This window comes from Donghicola mangrovi (assembly GCF_013377535.1).
Taxonomy (GTDB): Bacteria; Pseudomonadota; Alphaproteobacteria; order Rhodobacterales; family Rhodobacteraceae; genus Donghicola; species Donghicola mangrovi.
Window position 1 is genome coordinate 307,459 of record NZ_JABCJE010000002.1, and the last position, 17,657, is coordinate 325,115.

Below are 17,657 nucleotides of genomic sequence, written 5' to 3' on the forward strand. Positions count from 1 at the left end.
CAAAAAACAATGGCTTCCGATAAGCAAAACCTGCAGGACGCATTTCTTAACCACGTCCGGAAGACCAAGATCCCGGTCACCATTTTCCTGATCAACGGGGTTAAACTGCAGGGCGTTATTACCTGGTTTGACAATTTCTGTGTTCTTCTGCGTCGCGACGGCCAATCGCAACTGGTCTACAAGCATGCGATTTCGACGATCATGCCGGCCCAGCCGCTGAACCTCTATGACGGTGACGGCGACAATTGACCGAGACCAAGACCGAACTGACCCGCGCGTTAGTTCTGCATCCTGACATCCGTAGTGATAGTCAACGGCGGGCCGCAGGGCCCGCTTTGGAAGAAGCGGTTTCCTTGGCCGCCGCCCTGCCGCACCTCGAGGTGGTGGGGTCTTCGGTTGTGCGCTTGCCGCGCCCCCATCCGGGGATGCTGTTCGGCTCGGGCAAGATCGAAGAGCTGAAGGAATGGATCCACTCGCTCGAGGCCGAGCTGGTTCTGATCGACGGTCCCGTCAGCCCGGTGCAGCAACGAAATCTGGAAAAAGAGTGGAAATGCAAGGTGTTGGACCGTACAGGTCTGATCCTTGAGATTTTCTCGGACCGCGCCGCCACCCGAGAGGGTGTGTTGCAGGTCGAGATGGCCGCGCTGTCCTATCAGCGGACGCGACTGGTGCGGGCCTGGACCCACCTGGAACGTCAGCGGGGCGGTTTGGGCTTTGTCGGTGGTCCGGGCGAAACCCAGATCGAGGCTGACCGCCGCGCGATTGATGAGCAACTGGTGCGCCTGCGCCGGCAGCTGGAAAAGGTTGTGAAAACCCGCAACCTGCACCGCGCTGCGCGGGCCAAGGTGCCGTTCCCGATCGTTGCGCTGGTGGGCTATACCAACGCGGGCAAATCCACGCTGTTCAACCGCCTGACCGGCGCCGATGTTCTGGCCAAGGATATGCTGTTTGCGACCCTTGACCCGACCATGCGCGGGGTCAAGCTGCCCGAGGGCCCCGAGGTCATTCTATCGGATACCGTGGGTTTCATCAGCGACCTGCCGACCGAACTGGTTGCGGCCTTCCGCGCCACCCTCGAAGAGGTTCTGAGCGCCCACCTGATCCTGCACGTCCGAGATATCTCGCACACCGAATCCGAGGAGCAGGCCGAGGATGTGCGCGAGATTCTGGATACTTTGGGCGTCAGTGATTCGACGCCCATGATCGAGGTCTGGAACAAAATCGACCGCGTGGACCCCGAGCGCCGCGAGACGCTGGAAAACATCGCGGCTCGTTCTGACGATGTGCTGGTGCTGTCCGCGATCGAAGGCACCGGTATGGACCGCCTGCTGGAACTGGTCTCGGACCGGCTCGAAGGCGGGCGCTGGGACGAGGTGATTTCCCTGACATTCTCTCAGGGCAAGGAGCGCGCGTGGCTGTTCCAACGCGGAGTGGTCATCGAGGAAACCCAGACGGACACCGGCTATGACGTCGAGGTCCGCTGGAGCGCCAAAGACGCCAAACGGTTCCGCGAAATCTGATCAAGCGCCCTGCGGGGCGCTTTTTCGTAACCCGCTCAGGAACTCGGTCAGGCGTTTGCGGCCACCCGGTTGCCAGCCAATCGACCGCAGCGCGGTGCAATCCATCACGTTGAAGGTTTCGTCCACGCGGGCAGGTAAGGGCAGGGTCAGCCCCGCAAAGTCCGCGTATTCGCGCAGCACATCGTGGCGGTCCACCAGAATATCGGAAAGGTTCGCGATGCGGGGGGCTTTGGGCGCGGTCAGCAGCAGGTTGATCGCGGCGGTCATGTCATGGCCGTGGACCTCGGTGCCTTGGCGGGGCTCAATGGGGTGACCGTTTTCGAATTCTTCGAACAGGCCGCGCCATTTGTGCCAGCCTTGCGGATAGGCCGCCCCATAGACGCCGGTCGCGCGCAGGGCGGTCGGCTGGAAGCCCACATCGGCCATGGCCAGCAGGGCTTCTTCGGCCTCTAGCTTGGCCTCGCCGTACAGGGTGTCGGGGGTGCAGGGGGTGTCCTCGGTCAAGACGGTGCCCGCGGGTTTGGGGCCATAGACCGCGCGCGAGGACAGGAAAATCAGGCGGCGCACCCCTTGGGCCTTGGCGGCCTTGAACAGGGTGATCGAGCCATCGACGTTCAGCAGGCGGAACCCTTCGGGATCGTCGCCCTCGCCGCCGCGATATTTGCCGGGGACGTGGCTAAAGGCGCAATGCACCACCGCATCCATTCCGCAGATTTCGGGAGCGTCCCCAAGTTCGTATTCGACGTGGTGGTGATTGGCAAAAGGCTGGCGGCTCAGCGCCAATACATCGTGTCCTGCGTGCCTGAGGCCGTTCATCACAAAGTGACCAAGGTATCCAGACGCACCGGTAACAGCGATTTTCATTCAGGGTTCTCCAAACTCGCCAGATCAGGGGCCCGCTTGCCGTCCAGATACTGGTGCCAAAGGGTAATCAGAGGCTCCAGTTGATCGGCCTTGGGGTGAGGGATCTGCCATGGCTTTTCATATTGATAATGCAACACCTTCACCGAGGACCAGCGCCACAGTTGCGGCATGTTGAACCACACATATTGGAGCATGTTGTAAGTCACGGGTAAACCGTGCCAATCGGGAAAGTAATGTTCCAGAAATGTCTGGTCGGTGCGGCGCCAGAACACATCCGGCTGGTCCAGTTCAGCCAGCATCGCCTCATAGGTTTCGGCGCTGGGACGGGCGGTGAAGACGCCGCTGTTCATGCGGTGAAAATCGGCCAGCTCTTCGTAGACATTCGGCGCGGCGCAGAACTGGGGATAGTCGAACAGGGTGTCGATGTTTTGCAGCACCAAGGTGTCCGCATCCAGAAAAACCACCGAAACATAGTCCGTCATCTGCCAGAGGCGCAGTTTAGCAAAGTTGTCTAACGGTGTGTGAAAGCTGGGTTTTTCGCCCTTGGTAAAGGGCGCGGCCCCATGCAGGTTGCGCCGCGCGTGAAGGGTGTTGAACCCTTCGGACGTGGGCAGCAGGTCCACCTGAACCAGCCGTGCGCCCAAGGCCAGAAGCGGTGCGAGGTCGCTTCGCGCGACCCCGCCTGTGTACATTACCACCAGATCGGCCGCCGTTCCCGTCCAGACCAGCGACTGCACCAAGGCCCGCGCCCCCAGCGCATAATCGGCATTGGTGACCAGCGTCACATAGGCATGTTTGGCACGAGCGGGGCCCGAGGCAGTCAGTCCGTCCATTAGACCACCGATTTCAGGCGCTTGCCTTCGGGGTCGTGGTTCACGGTGGCCGCGATATCCTTGGTCCATGCGGATACGGCGGGCACGCGGCTGCGGTCGATACGGTGTGCGTATCGTTTCGCGACCTCGACGACCTCGGACATGAGGCCGGTTTCCAGCGTGATCGGGTTCAGACCCAAGGCTAAAAATTGGTCATTCTTGACGATCAGGTCGTTCTCGGCCGCCTCTTTGCGGGGGTTCGGCAGGTTCATGACCTGCGCACCTGTCAGGCGGGCGATCATGTTGGCCAGATCGCGGACGCGGTGAGTCTCGGTCATCTGGTTGAAAATCTTGACGCGGTCGCCGTGCTGGGGGGCGTCCGACAGGGCCAGCTCAATGCAGCGGACCGAGTCCTGAATGTGGATGAAGGCGCGGGTCTGACCGCCGGTGCCGTGAACGGTCAGCGGATAGCCGATCGCCGCCTGAATCAGGAAGCGGTTCAGGACTGTGCCGTAGTCGCCGTCATAGTCGAAACGGTTGATCAGCTGCTCATGGCGACGAGTCTGCTCGGTGTGGGTGCCCCAGACGATGCCTTGGTGCAGGTCGGTGATCCGCAGGCCGTCGTTCTGCGCGTAGAACTGGAACAGGATTTGGTCCAGCGACTTGGTCATATGGTAAACCGAGCCGGGACGGGTGGGGTACAGGATTTCCAGCCCCTTCTTCTCGCCTGCGAGGTTCTCGATCTCGACGTCCAGATAGCCTTCGGGGATGGCCGCGCCGACGCTGGAGTAACCATAAACGCCCATGGTCCCGAGGTGGACGATATGCGGGTCAATGCCCGACTCCACCACAGCGGCCAGCAGGTTGTGGGTGGCGCTGACGTTGTTGTTGACGGTGTAGACCTTGTGACGGTCGGTCTTCATCGAGTAGGGCGCGGCGCGCTGTTCGGCAAAGTGGATGATCGCCTCGGGCTGGTATTCGACCAGCCACGCCTTCAGGCGCTCGTATTCTTTGGCCAGATCCAGCAGGTGGAATTTCAGAGTGCGGCCGGTGACCTCTTTCCAGATGCGGCAGCGTTCCTGAATCGAATCCATCGGGGTCAGAGACTGGACACCCAATTCGGTGTCGATCCAGCGGCGCGACAGGTTGTCGATGATGTGCACATCGTGTCCCAGATCGGACAGGTGCAACACAGTGGGCCAGCCTACGAAACCGTCTCCGCCAAGTACCGCGATCTTCATGAAATTCTTTCCTTCGGACATAAATTCGGAATGAAAAACCTATATAAGTAAAGAGCCTAGCATTTGTGACAGTGAGGCAAAGCTAATGTGACATGCGCCGGTGATGCCTCACGCGAAAATGAAAAAAGCCGCCCCGAGGGACGGCTTGTGAACTGTTCGGTGGGGTGGGGCAGATCAGCTGCCCCAGTGGCGGACGTCGCCGCAATCCATGTGAACGAAGTTCGACTTGCTGTACTTGCCGACGCCACCTGCGTTGCAGGCAGCTGCCGCTTTGGCCATCTGGCCAACCGAGCGCGACGCCAGTCGCAGGTCGGCGGCTTGGCCGCGCATGTGCAGCGAGTTCTTGGCAACGCCAGACGATTTCGAGCGCAGCATGTTGTTGGTCTGCGGGCTGCGGTAGCCCGAAAGCAACATGTAGGGCTCGCTCACGTCGAGAAGACGGTGGGTTGCCGAAACGATATCAATAGTACGAGGGTCGATCACCTTGGTGGTGTTGGTGCGCCAGTCGCGCATAAAGTAGGTAATCTCGTCCAACGCTTCGGGGATGTATTCCCCTTCGATCCAGTAGATCGTATTCACTTTCTCGCCGGTACGACCGGAATAAAGTTGCACACGACGAATATCGCCGGCGCCACGCAGCAAACCAAACGCGTTCGAGTAAGTGGGCGCAGCAGCCACAGCCGTCGCAGCGAAGGCTTGTAGCAACCCACGGCGAGTCACATTCGTGATCGTCATTTTGCCTGTCCCATTCATTAGGTTCCGCGTTTCGCGGATTTTTGATACATCCCCAGATGTGCAACTCTTATGGCATAGTTACCGAAGCGGACCAAGCTTGGATTCAATTTGGTTCCCTTCGGCTGCACAACATGGGCGTTTTTTTGCTCAAACACTGTTGATTGTGACCCAAAGTATACAAGGTTCGGTTAATTCCATTCCGGTATGCCGTTTGTTTCTTTTGTGAATGGACAAACCCTGTCACGACACTGACATTAGTGTGAACATTTTCAGAACTGCAAAGGACGTGCCATGCTAGCGCAATTGGCGAGAAAAATGGTGCGGCTACAGCTGGTATTTGCTGTGCTGGCCCTTGTCTTTGCGGGTTTCGGGGCTCCGGCCCATGCGCAGAGCGCAGCAATTAAACAAGCAATTGCCGAGGCTTCCGCGAATGACGAAGATATTGCCGCGTATTATCGCGACAACGGTTTCGATCCGATCTGGATCGGGCGGGGCAAAAATGCCCGCCGCCTAGAGGCGCTTTTCGAGGCGCTCGAACAATCCGGCAGCCACGGGCTGCCCACGTCGTCGTACAAAATCGACCAGCTCAAAGCTGAAATCTCTGCTGCCAAGACGGCCCGTCAGGTAGGCAACATCGAAGTCGCCCTGAGCGAGATATTTTTGCGATACGCCACGAACCTGCAAACCGGTGTGCTGGTGCCCCGCCGCATTGATCCCCTGATCGTGCGCGAGGTTCCGTACCGTGCGCGCAAGTCCTATCTCGAGTCGCTGGTCAAATCGACGCCGCGTCCGTTCTTCCGTGCGCTGGCTCCGCAGACCCAGGAATACAACCGCCTCTTCGCCGTTAAGGCCGATCTGGAGCTGGCTGTGGGCCGCGGTGACTGGGGCCAGAAGGTGCCCGGCGCGCTGAAGCCCGGTGCGGGCGGCAACAGCGTTGCGATCCTGCGCAACCGTCTGCAGGCGATGGGCTACTTGGGCCGTACCGCTACTACCACCTATGACGCCTCGATCCAGCAGGCGGTTCAGGTATTCCAGATGGATCACGGCCTGACCGCAGATGGCGTGGCCGGTCCCGCCACCATCGACGAGATCAACAAGCAGGCGGCGGACCGTCTGGCTTCGGTCATCGTTGCGATGGAGCGCGAGCGTTGGCTGAACAAGGAACGCGGCGCTCGCCACGTTCTGGTGAACATCACCGACTTCACCGCCAAGATCATCGACAACGACAAGGTCACCTTCGAGACCCGCTCGGTTGTGGGCGCGAACTCGGACGACCGCCGCACGCCGGAATTCTCGGACGTGATGGAGATGGTTGTGGTGAACCCCTCGTGGAACGTGCCCCGGTCGATCACGGTCAAGGAATACCTGCCCATGCTCAAGGCCAACCCGAACGCGGTCGGTCATCTGAAGCTGGTGGACAACCGTGGCCGTGTGGTGGCCCGTAACGGCGTGAACTTTGCCCAGTACGACGCCAAGACCTTTCCCTTCAGCCTGAAGGAACCGCCGAGCGATGGTAACGCGCTGGGTCAGGTGAAATTCCTGTTCCCCAACCCGTACAATATCTATCTGCATGATACTCCGGCGAAGAACCTGTTCGGTCGCGAAGTGCGCGCTTACTCGCACGGCTGCATCCGTCTGGGCCAACCCTTCGACTTTGCTTATGCGCTGCTGGCTGCCCAAGAGGCCGATCCGCAGGGCTATTTCCAGAGCGTACTGAAGACCGGTCGGGAAACCACCATCAGCCTCAAGCAGCCGATCCCCGTGCACCTGATCTATCGCACGGCGTTCACCTCGTCCAAGGGTCACGTCCAGTACCGACGCGACGTCTATGGCCGAGACGCCAAGATCTGGAACGCCCTTGCGCAGCGGGGGGTGGTACTGCGCGGCATTCAGGGCTAGATCAGTTCCCGGAACCAACCTCCGGGAGCCCCTGAAATGACCTATACTCTTGCAGAAATTGCCGCCGCCTTGGGCGTTGAGGTTCAGGGCGACGGCAGCATCCAGATCGACCGCGTGTCAGAGCCCGCTACGGCCGGCTCGTGGGATCTGGCGCTGGCGATGAAGCCGGATTTTGCCGAACAGATTGGAAACGGCGCTGCGCAGGCGGCCTTGCTGTGGCAGGGCGCTGACTGGCAAAGCTATGGCCTGAAGGGCGCGATCATGATGGATCGCCCGCGCTTTGGCATGGCGCAGCTGTCTGCGATGATGGATCAGGGGCAGGGCTATGCCGCTGGCATTCACCCCACCGCCATCATCGATCCGACCGCCGAATTGGGCGAGAACGTCTCGGTCGGGCCGTTTACCCTGATCGGGGCTGGCACCGTGATCGGCGCCAATTCCGTGATTGCCAGCCACGTCACCATCGCGCCCCGCGTGCGGATCGGCGAAGGCGCCTTGATCCATCCCGGCGTGCGCATCATGGCCAACACCACCATCGGCGCCCGCGCGATCCTGCATGGGAACGTGGTGATCGGTGGCGATGGGTTTTCCTTTGTCACACCCGAGAAATCGGCGGTGGAACAAGTGCGCAGCACCCTTGGCGACAGCACCGGCACCCGCGCGCAGGCTTGGGCGCGGATTGCCTCCCTTGGCGGGGTCGAGATTGGTGACGATGTCGAGGTCGGCGCGAATTCGACCATTGATCAGGGGTCTGTTCGGGCGACCCGCGTGGGCAGTGGCACCAAGATCGATAACCTTGTTCAGGTCGGCCATAACGTGGTTATCGGGCACGACTGTTTGCTGTGTGCGCAGGCGGCGGTGGCCGGATCGACCGTCATCGGCAACAACTGCGTTCTGGGGGGCAAGTCCGGCGTGGCCGACAACATCCAGATCGGCGACAACGTGATTATCGGCGCGGCCTCGGCTGTGCTATCGAATGTGCCTGCGGGACGGGCGATGTTGGGCTATCCTGCGGTCAAGATGGACACCCATATCGAGACCTACAAAGCCTTGCGCCGCCTGCCGCGACTCTTGCGCGAATTTACCGACCTTAAGAAAACTGTTTCAAAAAACGGGTTAAGTGACTAGATCGCCATTGTGCCAACAAGAAGGGCAAACCCATGAGTGTTAAGGACAAAGTTATCGCAATCATCGCCGAGCAGGCGGTTCTGGAACCCTCTGACGTGACCGAGGACAGCTCGCTCGAGGATCTGGGCATCGACAGCATGGGTCTGGTCGAAAGCATCTTCGCCATCGAAGAAGCCTTTGATATTTCTGTGCCTTTCAACGCCAACGATCCGTCGGAAAGTGACTTTGACATCAGCTCGGTCAGCGCCATTATCGCGGCCGTAGAAAAGCTGGTTGCGGAGCAAGCGTGAGACGGGTCGTCATTACCGGCGCGGGCACGATCAACCCCTTAGGGAGCGACGTGCCCAAAACCATGGAAGCCATGCGCGAAGGGCGCTGTGGCATTTCCGAATTGAATATCCGTGATATCGACCGTCTTGCGATCCGCATCGGCGGCCAGATCCATGATTATCACCCCGAGGATCGCTGGAACCGCCAGCAGATCGCCCTTTATGACCGCTACACCCAGTTCGCCCTGATCGCTGCCCAAGAGGCTGTGGCCCAGTCGGGTCTGACCTTTAGCGGTGATCTGGCGGCGCATTCGGGCGTGGTGCTGGGAACAGCGGGCGGCGGCTTACAAACCTCGGACGAGAATTACCGCACGGTCTACGAAGAGGGTAAGAACCGCGTTCACCCCTTTGTCGTGCCCAAGTTAATGAACAACGCGGCGGCCAGCCACATTTCGATGGAATATAACCTCAAGGGGCCGTCGTTTACCGTGGCGACCGCCTGCGCGAGTTCCAACCACGCGATGGGTCAGGCGTTTCACATGATCCGGTCGGGCATGTCGGACGCGATGCTGACCGGCGGGTCGGAATCCATGCTATGCTTTGGCGGCCTGAAGGCGTGGGAAGGTTTGCGCGTGATGTCCAAAGACGCGTGCCGTCCGTTCTCGGCCAACCGCAACGGGATGGTTCAGGGCGAAGGCGCGGCGATTTTTGTGTTCGAGGAATACGAACACGCCAAGAAGCGCGGCGCAGAAATTCTGTGCGAAGTCAGTGGCTTCGCGATGACTTCTGATGCGGGCGATATCGTCATGCCGTCCAAACAGGGCGCGGCACGGGCGATTTCGGGGGCGTTGGCGGACGGGCGGATCAACAAATCCGAGGTCGGCTATATCAACGCCCACGGCACCGGCACCGCCGCGAACGACAAAACCGAATGCGCGGCAGTGGCGGATGTGTTCGGCCATCACGCGGATGATCTGATGATCTCGTCTACCAAGTCGATGCACGGTCACCTGATCGGCGGCACCGGCGCGGTGGAGCTCCTGGCTTGCATCATGGCCCTGCGCGACGGGGTGATCGCCCCGACCATCGGTTACGAGGAACCGGACCCCGAATGCGCGCTGGACGTGGTTCCCAATGAATCGCGCGATGCCAAGGTCGAGGTCGTGCTGTCGAACGCCTTTGCCTTTGGCGGGCTGAACGCGGTTCTGGCCCTGCGCAAACACTGATCAATCACAGATTAACAAACGAAAAAGGCCGCCCCGAAACAGGGCGGCCTTCTGCATTTCCAACTGCGCGATGGATTAGCGCGCGGGAATGGTGGCGAACGCGTCGGTGAAGCCCGACAGCGACAGGCCCAGTTTAACCTGCTGATCGGGGGCCACGCGGGGCACGATCACCAGGGTCGCAACTTTGCCCTTCTTGAAGCTCTCGATTTCGGCAGCGGTGAAACCGATCTGCGCGAAGCAGCCCTGACGGGTGCAGAAGCGGAAGGGGTACTTCTTGGCCGCGCCACCGTCGATCGAGATCATCAGCTGTTCGGTCAGCAGAGTGTCCAGCGGGGTCGCGATGGTCGCGCCTGCAACGGCTGGCTGGCCGTCGGGCAGTTTGAACATGCTGACTTCGGCGACAGAGTTGCCGTCCTGATCGTTCAGCATCTGGTTCATTTCACAGGGGTCTTGCTCTGCTTCGGTGCGCAGGCAGCGGATGGTCCAGTCGCCTTTGGTTTCGGCGTCATAGGTGGTGCCCAGCGCATTGCCGTCGGCATCCACTTTTTCACCAAGGTCCACCTGGGTTTGCGCGCTGCCCTCGGCGGGTGCGGCGGCATCCTGGGCCAACACGGGCGTGCCAAGGGCAAGGAGGGCGGCCAGGGTTAGGCTCAGATAGGATTTGGGCATTGTCTTCCCCGTTTATCACGAATTGCTCGGGTCATGACCTAACACGGCAGGACACGGTATGGCAGTGCGGAATCCATGAAAATCTTTGTGATGGCAGGGTTTCGCCGCTGTAACATTTGAGCGGCAAGGGCCTGAAAATAAGAAAGGAGACCGTAGGTCTCCTTTCATTTTTGCTCCCTGTCGGACTGGCCGACTTAGTAATTGCCCAAACGCTACGAAGTCCGTCGGGGATCGTCAACAGATAAACATCGCTTATGTGCAACAATCTTGATCTTGATAGGTAAAATGTAAAAAAGCCGCGCCTTATCAAGGGCGCGGCCAGTCCAACAGGGAGGAAAAAAGTGTCTTTCGCTACGACACAAACCCGATGGTGGCATCAAAGGATGAACGATGTATTGTCCTTCCGTACGTTGGGGAGTTTCGGAATGACGGACGGTATTTTTGTAGGTGGTGGTGGCACAGATTACGCCGAGGCGCAGGAGTTGCTGCTGAAATATGCAAACCGGCACGGCTTGATCGCGGGCGCAACCGGCACGGGTAAGACGGTGACGGTCCAGATCATGGCGCAGGCGTTCTCGGACGCGGGCGTTCCTGTGTTCGTGTCGGACGTAAAGGGCGATTTGTCGGGGCTTGGCGCTGCGGGGGCCGAGACTCACAAGCTGCACGCGCCATTCATGGAACGGGCCCAGAGAATCGGGCTGGACCTGACCTATTCCGCTGCGCCTGTGACATTCTGGGATTTGTGGGGCCAACAGGGCCACCCCGTCCGCGCCACCGTGGCCGAAATGGGCCCGCTGCTGCTGTCGCGGATGCTCGATCTGTCCGAGGTGCAAGAGGGCGTTCTGAACATCGCCTTCCGCATTGCCGATGAGCAGGGGCTGCCGCTGCTGGATTTGGCCGATTTGCGCAGCATGTTGGCGTGGCTTGGAGAGAACCGATCCGAGGTTTCGTTGCAATACGGGAATATCTCGCCCGCCAGCGTCGGGGCGATCCAGCGGTCCATTCTGATGCTGGAAAACGAAGGGGCAGCCGGCTTCTTTGGTGAACCGGCGCTGGAGTTGCGCGACCTGATGCGCGTCGATGATACGGGGCGCGGGGCGGTGAACATTCTGGCCTCGGACAAGCTGATGCAGGCGCCGCGCCTTTATGCGACCTTCCTGTTCTGGCTCTTGTCCGAACTGTTCGAGGAACTGCCCGAGGTCGGCGATCCCGACAAACCCAAACTGGTCTTCTTCTTTGACGAGGCGCACCTGCTGTTCGACGGCACGCCCAAGGCGCTGGTGGACAAGGTCGAGCAGGTCGCCCGCCTGATCCGCTCCAAAGGGGTGGGCGTGTACTTTATCACCCAGCATCCGGCAGACATCCCCGAGGATATTCTGGGCCAGCTTGGCAACCGCATCCAGCACGCCCTGCGCGCCTTCACCGCGCGGGACAAGAAGAACCTGAAGCTGGCCGCCGAAACCTATCGCGAGAACCCGACCTTTAGCATCGAAGAGGCGATCCGAGAGGTTGGCGTCGGCGAGGCTGTGACTTCGTTCTTGGAAAAGAAAGGCGTGCCGGGTGTGTCCCAACGCACGTTGATCCGCCCGCCCGCCTCGCGCATCGGGCCGCTGACGGTGGCGGAACGGGGGGCGATTGTGGCGTCCTCGGACCTTGGGCCCAAGTATGACAAGCCGATCGACCGTGAAAGCGCCCACGAAATCCTGACCAAACGCGCCGAACAGGCCGCCGCAGCCGCCGCCAAGGCCGAAGCCGCCGAAGAAGAGGCCGAGGTTCAGGAACGCGAATACCGCACCGCGCGGCGCTATACGGGCGCGCGGGTCAGCCGCTCGACCTCTCGGAAATCCACTAGCGATGAGGGGTTTGGCGAGGCGTTGACCGAAGCCTTGGTCAAGGAATTGAAGGGCACCACGGGTCGCCGCATCGTGCGCGGCATTCTGGGGGGCCTCTTCAAGGCCAAGTGACCCGTCAAAGGGCAGAACGGAAAAGGGCGCTCCAACCGGAGCGCCCTATTTTTATTTCTCTGGCAGCAGGCCCCTTGGGCTGAACCGCAACATCAAGAGCATCACCAGACCCATGGTCAGCAAGCGCATATGTGCGGCCGAGGCCAAGAGGTGTTCGCGCAGGGCGTTGCCCGGCTCCATCCCCATAGTGATCAGCTCCATCAGCCAGCGACCAAAGGGTTCGACCTGCACCCACAGGAACCAGATCAGGAAGCCACCCAGAACCGAGCCCAAGTTGTTGCCCGAACCGCCGACGATCACCATCACCCAGATCAGGAAGGTATAACGCAGGGGCTGGTAGGTGCCCGGCGTCAACTGTCCGTCCAGCGTGGTCATCATCGCTCCTGCCAGTCCGCAGATGGCCGAGCCAAGGATAAAGATCTGCAGGTGGCGACGGGTCACGTCCTTGCCCATGGCGCGGGCGGCGTCCTCGTTATCGCGGATCGCGCGCATCATCCGGCCCCAGGGGCTGTGAAGCGAGCGCTGCATCAGGAACAGGATGATCACCAGAACCACAGTGAACATGATGCTATAGCCAAGCTTCACATACAGGGTGGATGCGGTCACAGGGTCCAGTCCGAACGACGCGGCCTTTTCCACAAAGGATGGATCGGCCTGTAGGTCGATCTCGTAGGGCAGCGGACGGGGCAGGCCGTTCACGTTCTTCACGCCGCGGGCCAGCCAGTCTTCGTTCTTCATGATGGCTATGATGATCTCGGCAATGCCAAGGGTCGCGATCGCCAGATAGTCGCTGCGCAGACCCAGCGCCGTCTTGCCGATGACCCAAGCCGCACCAGCCGCCAACAGACCACCCACCGGCCACGCCAGCAGGATCGGCAGACCCAGACCACCCAGATAACCCTCAAGCGCGGGGTTTACCTTTTCGATGGCATCGCGGGCGGGATCGAACAGCTCGCGATAGATGGAGAAACCGGCGATCAGCAGCACCCAAGTGACCAGCGCGCGCAGGTTGCCGGGCTTCATCCGCTTGCGGATCAGGATCACAGCGGCCAAGGACAGGGCGCCCACAAACAGGGCCTCCCATACGTCATAGCCGCCAGCGGCCCACGCGGCAGGCACCGGGGGCATCGACACCAGCACGGTCGCCAGACCGCCAAGGCCGACAAAGCCCATGATCCCCACGTTGAACAGGCCCGCAAAACCCCATTGCAGGTTCACGCCCATGGCCATGATTGCGCTGATCAGACCCATGTTCAGAATGCCAAGGGCGGCGTTCCAGCTCTGGCTCAGGCCGGTGAACAGGATCGCAAGCGCCACCAGACCGAACAGACCGATTGTTTTCACGGTGTCGTTCATACCGATTTCCCCTTGAACAGGCCCGTGGGCTTGAACAGCAGCACCACAACCAGAATGACAAAGCTGACGGCGAATTTGTAATCCACCGCAAGCAGTTGCAGCAGGCCGTCAGGTGCCATGTCCGCAGGCAGCAAATAAGCCGCTGCCTTTTTCCATGCGTAAGTGATGGTCACCTCGGAGAAGGCAATGACAAAGCCCCCCGCGATGGCGCCCAGCGGGCTGCCAAGGCCACCCACAATCGCCGCCGCAAAGATCGGCAACAGCAGCTGGAAATAGGTGAAGGGTTTGAAGCTCTTGTCTAGACCATACAGCACACCGGCCACGGTCGCCAAAGCGGCGACGATGATCCAGGTCACGGCCACAACCCGCTCGGGGTTGATGCCGGACAGCAGGGCCAGATCCTCGTTATCGGAATAGGCGCGCATGGATTTGCCGGTGCGGGTGTGGTTGAGGAACCAGAACAGCAGGGCCACAACGATCACCGCGGTCAGAACGGTCAGACCCTGCGATGCCTTGATCGCCAGACCTTCTTTCAGGCCGGTCATTTCCTTGAACTCGCGCGCGCCGATCAGGAACCGCGCCCCATCGGCAAAGTTCTGGTCATCGGGCCCGATGATAAAACGCACCAGCCCGTTCATCACGAACATCACGCCCATAGAGACGATCACCAGAATAACCGGCTTGGCCTTTTGTTTGCGATAAAAGCGGTAGACCACGCGGTCGGTCCACAGAACCAGACCGGCGGTCACGGCGATGCCAAAGGGCAGGGCCAGCAGCGCCGTCGGCACCGGCCCCAGCGACACGCCCCAGCTTTGCAGCATCCACGTGACCAGAACGGTCACCATGGTGCCAAAGGCCATCGTATCCCCGTGGGCAAAGTTCGAGAACCGCAGGATGCCGTAGATCAGCGTCACCCCCAGCGCCCCAAGCGCCAGCTGGCTGCCATAAGTCACCGCTGGCACGATCACAAAGTTGGCCAGCAGGACGAGTGTATTCAGAATATCCATCCTCAGCCCCCCAGAAACGATCTGCGCACTTCGGGATCGGCCAGCAACTGCTTGCCCGATCCGGTGTGGGCATTCGCGCCTTGCACCAGAACATACCCTTTGTCTGCAATTTCAAGCGCTTGGCGGGCGTTCTGCTCGACCATCAGGATCGAGATGCCGGTCCGCGCCACCTCGATGATGCGGTCAAAGAGCTCGTCCATAACGATGGGGCTGACCCCCGCAGTGGGTTCGTCCAGCATCAGAAGCTGCGGCTTGGTCATCAGCGCGCGGCCCACGGCCACCTGCTGACGCTGCCCGCCGGACAGTTCGCCCGCATGCTGGTGGCGCTTTTCCTTGAGGATCGGGAACAGGTCATAGACCTGCTCCATGGTCTCGGAATAATCGTCGGTCCGCAAAAACGCGCCCATCTCCAAGTTCTCTTCCACGCTCATGGAGGCGAAGATGTTGTGGGTCTGGGGCACAAAGCCCATGCCCTTGGCCACACGGGCTTGCGGGGTCAGCTCGCGAATATCCTCGCCGTTAAAGACCACCGATCCGGTATGCACATTCAGCATCCCGAACACAGCCTTCATCGCCGTAGATTTTCCCGCGCCGTTCGGGCCCACGATCACAGCAATCTCGCCGCGATCGACCTCGAGCGTCACCCCATGAAGGATGTCCGGCCCGCGCCCGTAGCCACCGACCATGCCGGTCGCACTCAAAAAGGACGAAGTCACAACGCGCCCCTTTCATCTTTGCTAAAATACTCTCGGGGGGAGTCGATGCCGCGCATCGACGGGGGGCAGACGGCCCCCCAGCTACGATCGCCGCTCATCCGCCCACCTGATCTTTGTTCTTCAGGCCGGTGCCCAAGTAGGCCTCGATCACCTGTTCGTTGGACTTGATCTCCTGGATCGTGCCCTCGGCCAGCTTCTTGCCCTCGGCCATGACGATCACGGGGTCACAGAGGCGCCCGATGAAATCCATGTCATGCTCGATCACACAGAAGGTATAGCCCTTTTCCTGATTGAGCCGGATGATCGCATCTCCGATGGTGTTCAAGAGCGTGCGGTTCACGCCCGCGCCGACCTCGTCCAGAAACACGATCTTGGCGTCCACCATCATGGTACGCCCCAGTTCCAGCAGCTTCTTCTGACCGCCCGACAGGTTTCCGGCCTTCTCATCAGCCACGTGGGTGATGGTCAGGAACTCCAGAACCTCGTCGGCCTTGCGGCGGATGGCCTCTTCCTCGCGGGCAATCTTGCCGCGTTGGAACCAGCTGTTCCACAGGTTCTCGCCGGTCTGCGCAGGGGGAACCATCATCAGGTTCTCGCGCACCGTCATCGAACTGAATTCATGTGCAATCTGGAAGGTCCGCAGCAGTCCCTTGGCGAACAGCTCGTGGGGCGGCAGGCCGGTGATGTCTTCGCCATCCAGATAGACTTTGCCCGACGTGGGGGGCAGCGCGCCCGCGATCACGTTGAACAATGTGGACTTGCCCGCGCCGTTTGGCCCGACCAGTCCGGTAATCGACCCTTTGGCAATCTCCAGCGTGGCCCCATCCACCGCGCGGAAGCCGCCAAAATGTCTGTGCAGGTTTTCAACCCGTATCACGGTCTGTTTTCTCCGTGCTTGTTTTTTAAGCGTAGCCCAATCGCATAAAAGTACAGCCCGGACAATTGCCGGGCTGTACCACTAACGTAGCGTTAGTCTTAGCGGATGCTTTCGGTCTCGTAGGCGCCGCCAGTGATGATGTAGTCGCGGTAGGTGCCTGCCGCTTCGCCGGGGCCGATCAGCTCGACGTTGGTTGCGCCGACATAGTCGATGTCACCACCAGCCGCGAGGATCTCAAGCGCCTTACCCAGCTGGCCGGGAAGGATTTTCTCGCCGGGGGCGTTTGCAACGTCCAGCATCTTGGCCGCAGCTGCCGCCGAGGTTGCCTCGCCGCCTGCTGCCATCGCCAGAGCGATCAGAGCCGCCGCGTCATAGCTTTCGCGGGTGTAAGCGCCTTCGGGGTTGATGTTGGCGTCAACGGCCATGGTCGCGAATGCGGTGGTGCCTTCGCCTTCGGCCCACGGAACAGCGCCGAACGACCCTTCCATTGCGTCACCCAGATCGGCGACCAGCTGGTCACCGTACATGCCGTCACCCAGCATGAAGGTTTCGAACGCGCCGGTGTCCAGCGAGCCCTGGATGATGCCGCGGCCACCCTGGTCGGTGTAGCCCAGAACCACCAGCACTTCGCCGCCAGCCGCTGCCAGAGCAGCCACTTCGGCCGAGTAGTCGGCTTTGCCGTCTTCGTGGGGTGCGTTGATGGTGACTTTGCCGCCAGCGGCTTCATAGGCAGCGATGAAGCTGTCGCTCAGGCCTTTGCCGTAGTCGTTGTTGGTGTAGGTAACGGCGACTTCTTTGATGCCCTTGTCGTTCAGCATGTCCGACAGAACCACACCCTGACGGGCGTCCGACGGCGCGGTGCGGAAGAACAGGCCGTTGTCTTCGACGGTCGACAGGCCGGGGCTGGTGGCCGAGGGCGATACCATGACGATGCCGTTGGGCACAGCCACGTTGGTCAGGATTGCGCCGGTCACACCCGAGCAGTCCGCGCCCATGATTGCTGCCACGCCGTCCGAGGTGATCAGACGTTCGGCCGCTGCGGTCGCGCCAGCCGCGTCAACGCAGGTCGAGTCCGCACGGACAGCTTCGATCATCTTGCCGCCAAGGATACCACCGGCAGCGTTGATCTCTTTCAGAGCCAGTTCAGCCGAGTCAGCCATGGCGGGGGTCAGCGATTCAATCGGGCCGGTGAAGCCCAGAATGATGCCCATCTTGACAGTTTCGCCGTGGCTTGCAGCCATTGCGGCGCCAGCGGTCAGTGCAGTGGCGGCAGTGGCCAGCAGAAACTTTTTCATTGTTTTTTCTCCCAGTTGGAACGCTATGTCCGAGGCAAAGCGTAGGCGGCATTTCTGTAAAAATAAAGGGGAGAAGCGT

Annotated in this window: 17 protein-coding genes; 7 read left to right on the forward strand and 10 right to left on the reverse strand. The window is 60.6% G+C overall.

Translation table 11 applies throughout. From position 1 onward, the window contains the following. Window positions 1–9 precede the first annotated feature (9 nt). Both hfq and hflX read left to right on the forward strand, forming a co-directional pair. Entirely contained in the window at window positions 10–249 is a 240-nt protein-coding gene (gene hfq / locus HJ536_RS06010) for an RNA chaperone Hfq (RefSeq protein ID WP_072706490.1), read from the forward strand. Beyond that, a complete protein-coding gene (gene hflX, locus HJ536_RS06015) occupies window positions 246–1,520 on the forward strand; it encodes a GTPase HflX (protein ID WP_420811084.1) in 1,275 nt (424 codons plus the stop codon). The genes hfq and hflX overlap by 4 nt, the downstream gene beginning before the upstream one ends. On the opposite strand, the gene HJ536_RS06020 is transcribed toward hflX, so the two are convergent. The 4 genes from HJ536_RS06020 to mepK all read right to left on the reverse strand — a co-directional run bounded on the left by HJ536_RS06020 (window position 1,521) and on the right by mepK (window position 5,172). After that, window positions 1,521–2,384, reverse strand: a complete 864-nt coding sequence (locus HJ536_RS06020; protein WP_177157032.1) for an NAD-dependent epimerase/dehydratase family protein — start codon at window positions 2,382–2,384, stop codon at window positions 1,521–1,523. Next, complete coding sequence (locus HJ536_RS06025; protein WP_177157033.1) at window positions 2,381–3,217, reverse strand: glycosyltransferase; 837 nt, start codon at window positions 3,215–3,217, stop codon at window positions 2,381–2,383. The genes HJ536_RS06020 and HJ536_RS06025 overlap by 4 nt, the downstream gene beginning before the upstream one ends. After that, on the reverse strand, window positions 3,217–4,437 hold the full coding sequence (locus HJ536_RS06030) for an NAD-dependent epimerase/dehydratase family protein (RefSeq protein WP_177157034.1): 1,221 nt from the start codon (window positions 4,435–4,437) through the stop codon (window positions 3,217–3,219). The genes HJ536_RS06025 and HJ536_RS06030 overlap by 1 nt, the downstream gene beginning before the upstream one ends. Before the next feature lie 174 nt (window positions 4,438–4,611). Further along, on the reverse strand, window positions 4,612–5,172 hold the full coding sequence (gene mepK, locus HJ536_RS06035; protein WP_176854260.1) for a peptidoglycan L,D-endopeptidase MepK: 561 nt from the start codon (window positions 5,170–5,172) through the stop codon (window positions 4,612–4,614). 291 nt (window positions 5,173–5,463) lie between these two features. Here mepK and HJ536_RS06040 point away from each other — a divergent pair, with 291 nt between their 5' ends. Genes HJ536_RS06040 through HJ536_RS06055 form a run of 4 tightly spaced genes read left to right on the forward strand, consistent with a single transcriptional unit; the run spans window position 5,464 to window position 9,694 of the window. Further along, on the forward strand, window positions 5,464–7,071 hold the full coding sequence (locus HJ536_RS06040; protein ID WP_177157035.1) for a L,D-transpeptidase family protein: 1,608 nt from the start codon (window positions 5,464–5,466) through the stop codon (window positions 7,069–7,071). 36 nt (window positions 7,072–7,107) lie between these two features. Continuing rightward, window positions 7,108–8,199 carry a UDP-3-O-(3-hydroxymyristoyl)glucosamine N-acyltransferase gene (gene lpxD / locus HJ536_RS06045; protein ID WP_177157036.1) on the forward strand — a complete coding sequence of 364 codons (1,092 nt, stop codon included), beginning with the start codon at window positions 7,108–7,110 and terminating at the stop codon, window positions 8,197–8,199. 32 nt (window positions 8,200–8,231) lie between these two features. Then, the gene (locus tag HJ536_RS06050) at window positions 8,232–8,489 is read left to right on the forward strand and encodes an acyl carrier protein (protein ID WP_176854265.1); all 258 of its coding nucleotides are present in this window, start codon (window positions 8,232–8,234) and stop codon (window positions 8,487–8,489) included. Continuing rightward, window positions 8,486–9,694: a beta-ketoacyl-ACP synthase II gene (locus HJ536_RS06055; protein ID WP_176854266.1), complete on the forward strand. Its 1,209-nt coding sequence runs from the start codon at window positions 8,486–8,488 to the stop codon at window positions 9,692–9,694. Before HJ536_RS06050 ends, HJ536_RS06055 begins: the two co-directional genes overlap by 4 nt. A gap of 75 nt (window positions 9,695–9,769) precedes the next feature. Here HJ536_RS06055 and HJ536_RS06060 read toward each other — a convergent pair whose 3' ends face one another. Next, complete coding sequence (locus tag HJ536_RS06060) at window positions 9,770–10,363, reverse strand: invasion associated locus B family protein (RefSeq protein ID WP_177157037.1); 594 nt, start codon at window positions 10,361–10,363, stop codon at window positions 9,770–9,772. Window positions 10,364–10,788: 425 nt separating this feature from the next. On the opposite strand from HJ536_RS06060, the gene HJ536_RS06065 reads away from it, so the two are divergent. Continuing rightward, window positions 10,789–12,327, forward strand: a complete 1,539-nt coding sequence (locus HJ536_RS06065; protein ID WP_177157038.1) for a helicase HerA-like domain-containing protein — start codon at window positions 10,789–10,791, stop codon at window positions 12,325–12,327. 51 nt (window positions 12,328–12,378) lie between these two features. Here HJ536_RS06065 and HJ536_RS06070 read toward each other — a convergent pair whose 3' ends face one another. From HJ536_RS06070 to HJ536_RS06090, 5 genes are all read right to left on the reverse strand, one after another. After that, window positions 12,379–13,683, reverse strand: coding sequence for a branched-chain amino acid ABC transporter permease (locus HJ536_RS06070; RefSeq protein ID WP_176854272.1), 1,305 nt, complete (start codon window positions 13,681–13,683; stop codon window positions 12,379–12,381). Next, a complete protein-coding gene (locus HJ536_RS06075; protein WP_177157039.1) occupies window positions 13,680–14,690 on the reverse strand; it encodes a branched-chain amino acid ABC transporter permease in 1,011 nt (336 codons plus the stop codon). The genes HJ536_RS06070 and HJ536_RS06075 overlap by 4 nt, the downstream gene beginning before the upstream one ends. A 2-nt stretch (window positions 14,691–14,692) precedes the next feature. Continuing rightward, on the reverse strand, window positions 14,693–15,376 hold the full coding sequence (locus tag HJ536_RS06080; protein WP_176854393.1) for an ABC transporter ATP-binding protein: 684 nt from the start codon (window positions 15,374–15,376) through the stop codon (window positions 14,693–14,695). A gap of 124 nt (window positions 15,377–15,500) precedes the next feature. Next, entirely contained in the window at window positions 15,501–16,283 is a 783-nt protein-coding gene (locus HJ536_RS06085) for an ATP-binding cassette domain-containing protein (protein WP_177157040.1), read from the reverse strand. A gap of 98 nt (window positions 16,284–16,381) precedes the next feature. Continuing rightward, complete coding sequence (locus tag HJ536_RS06090; protein WP_176854277.1) at window positions 16,382–17,578, reverse strand: ABC transporter substrate-binding protein; 1,197 nt, start codon at window positions 17,576–17,578, stop codon at window positions 16,382–16,384. Between the last annotated feature and the right edge of the window lie 79 nt (window positions 17,579–17,657).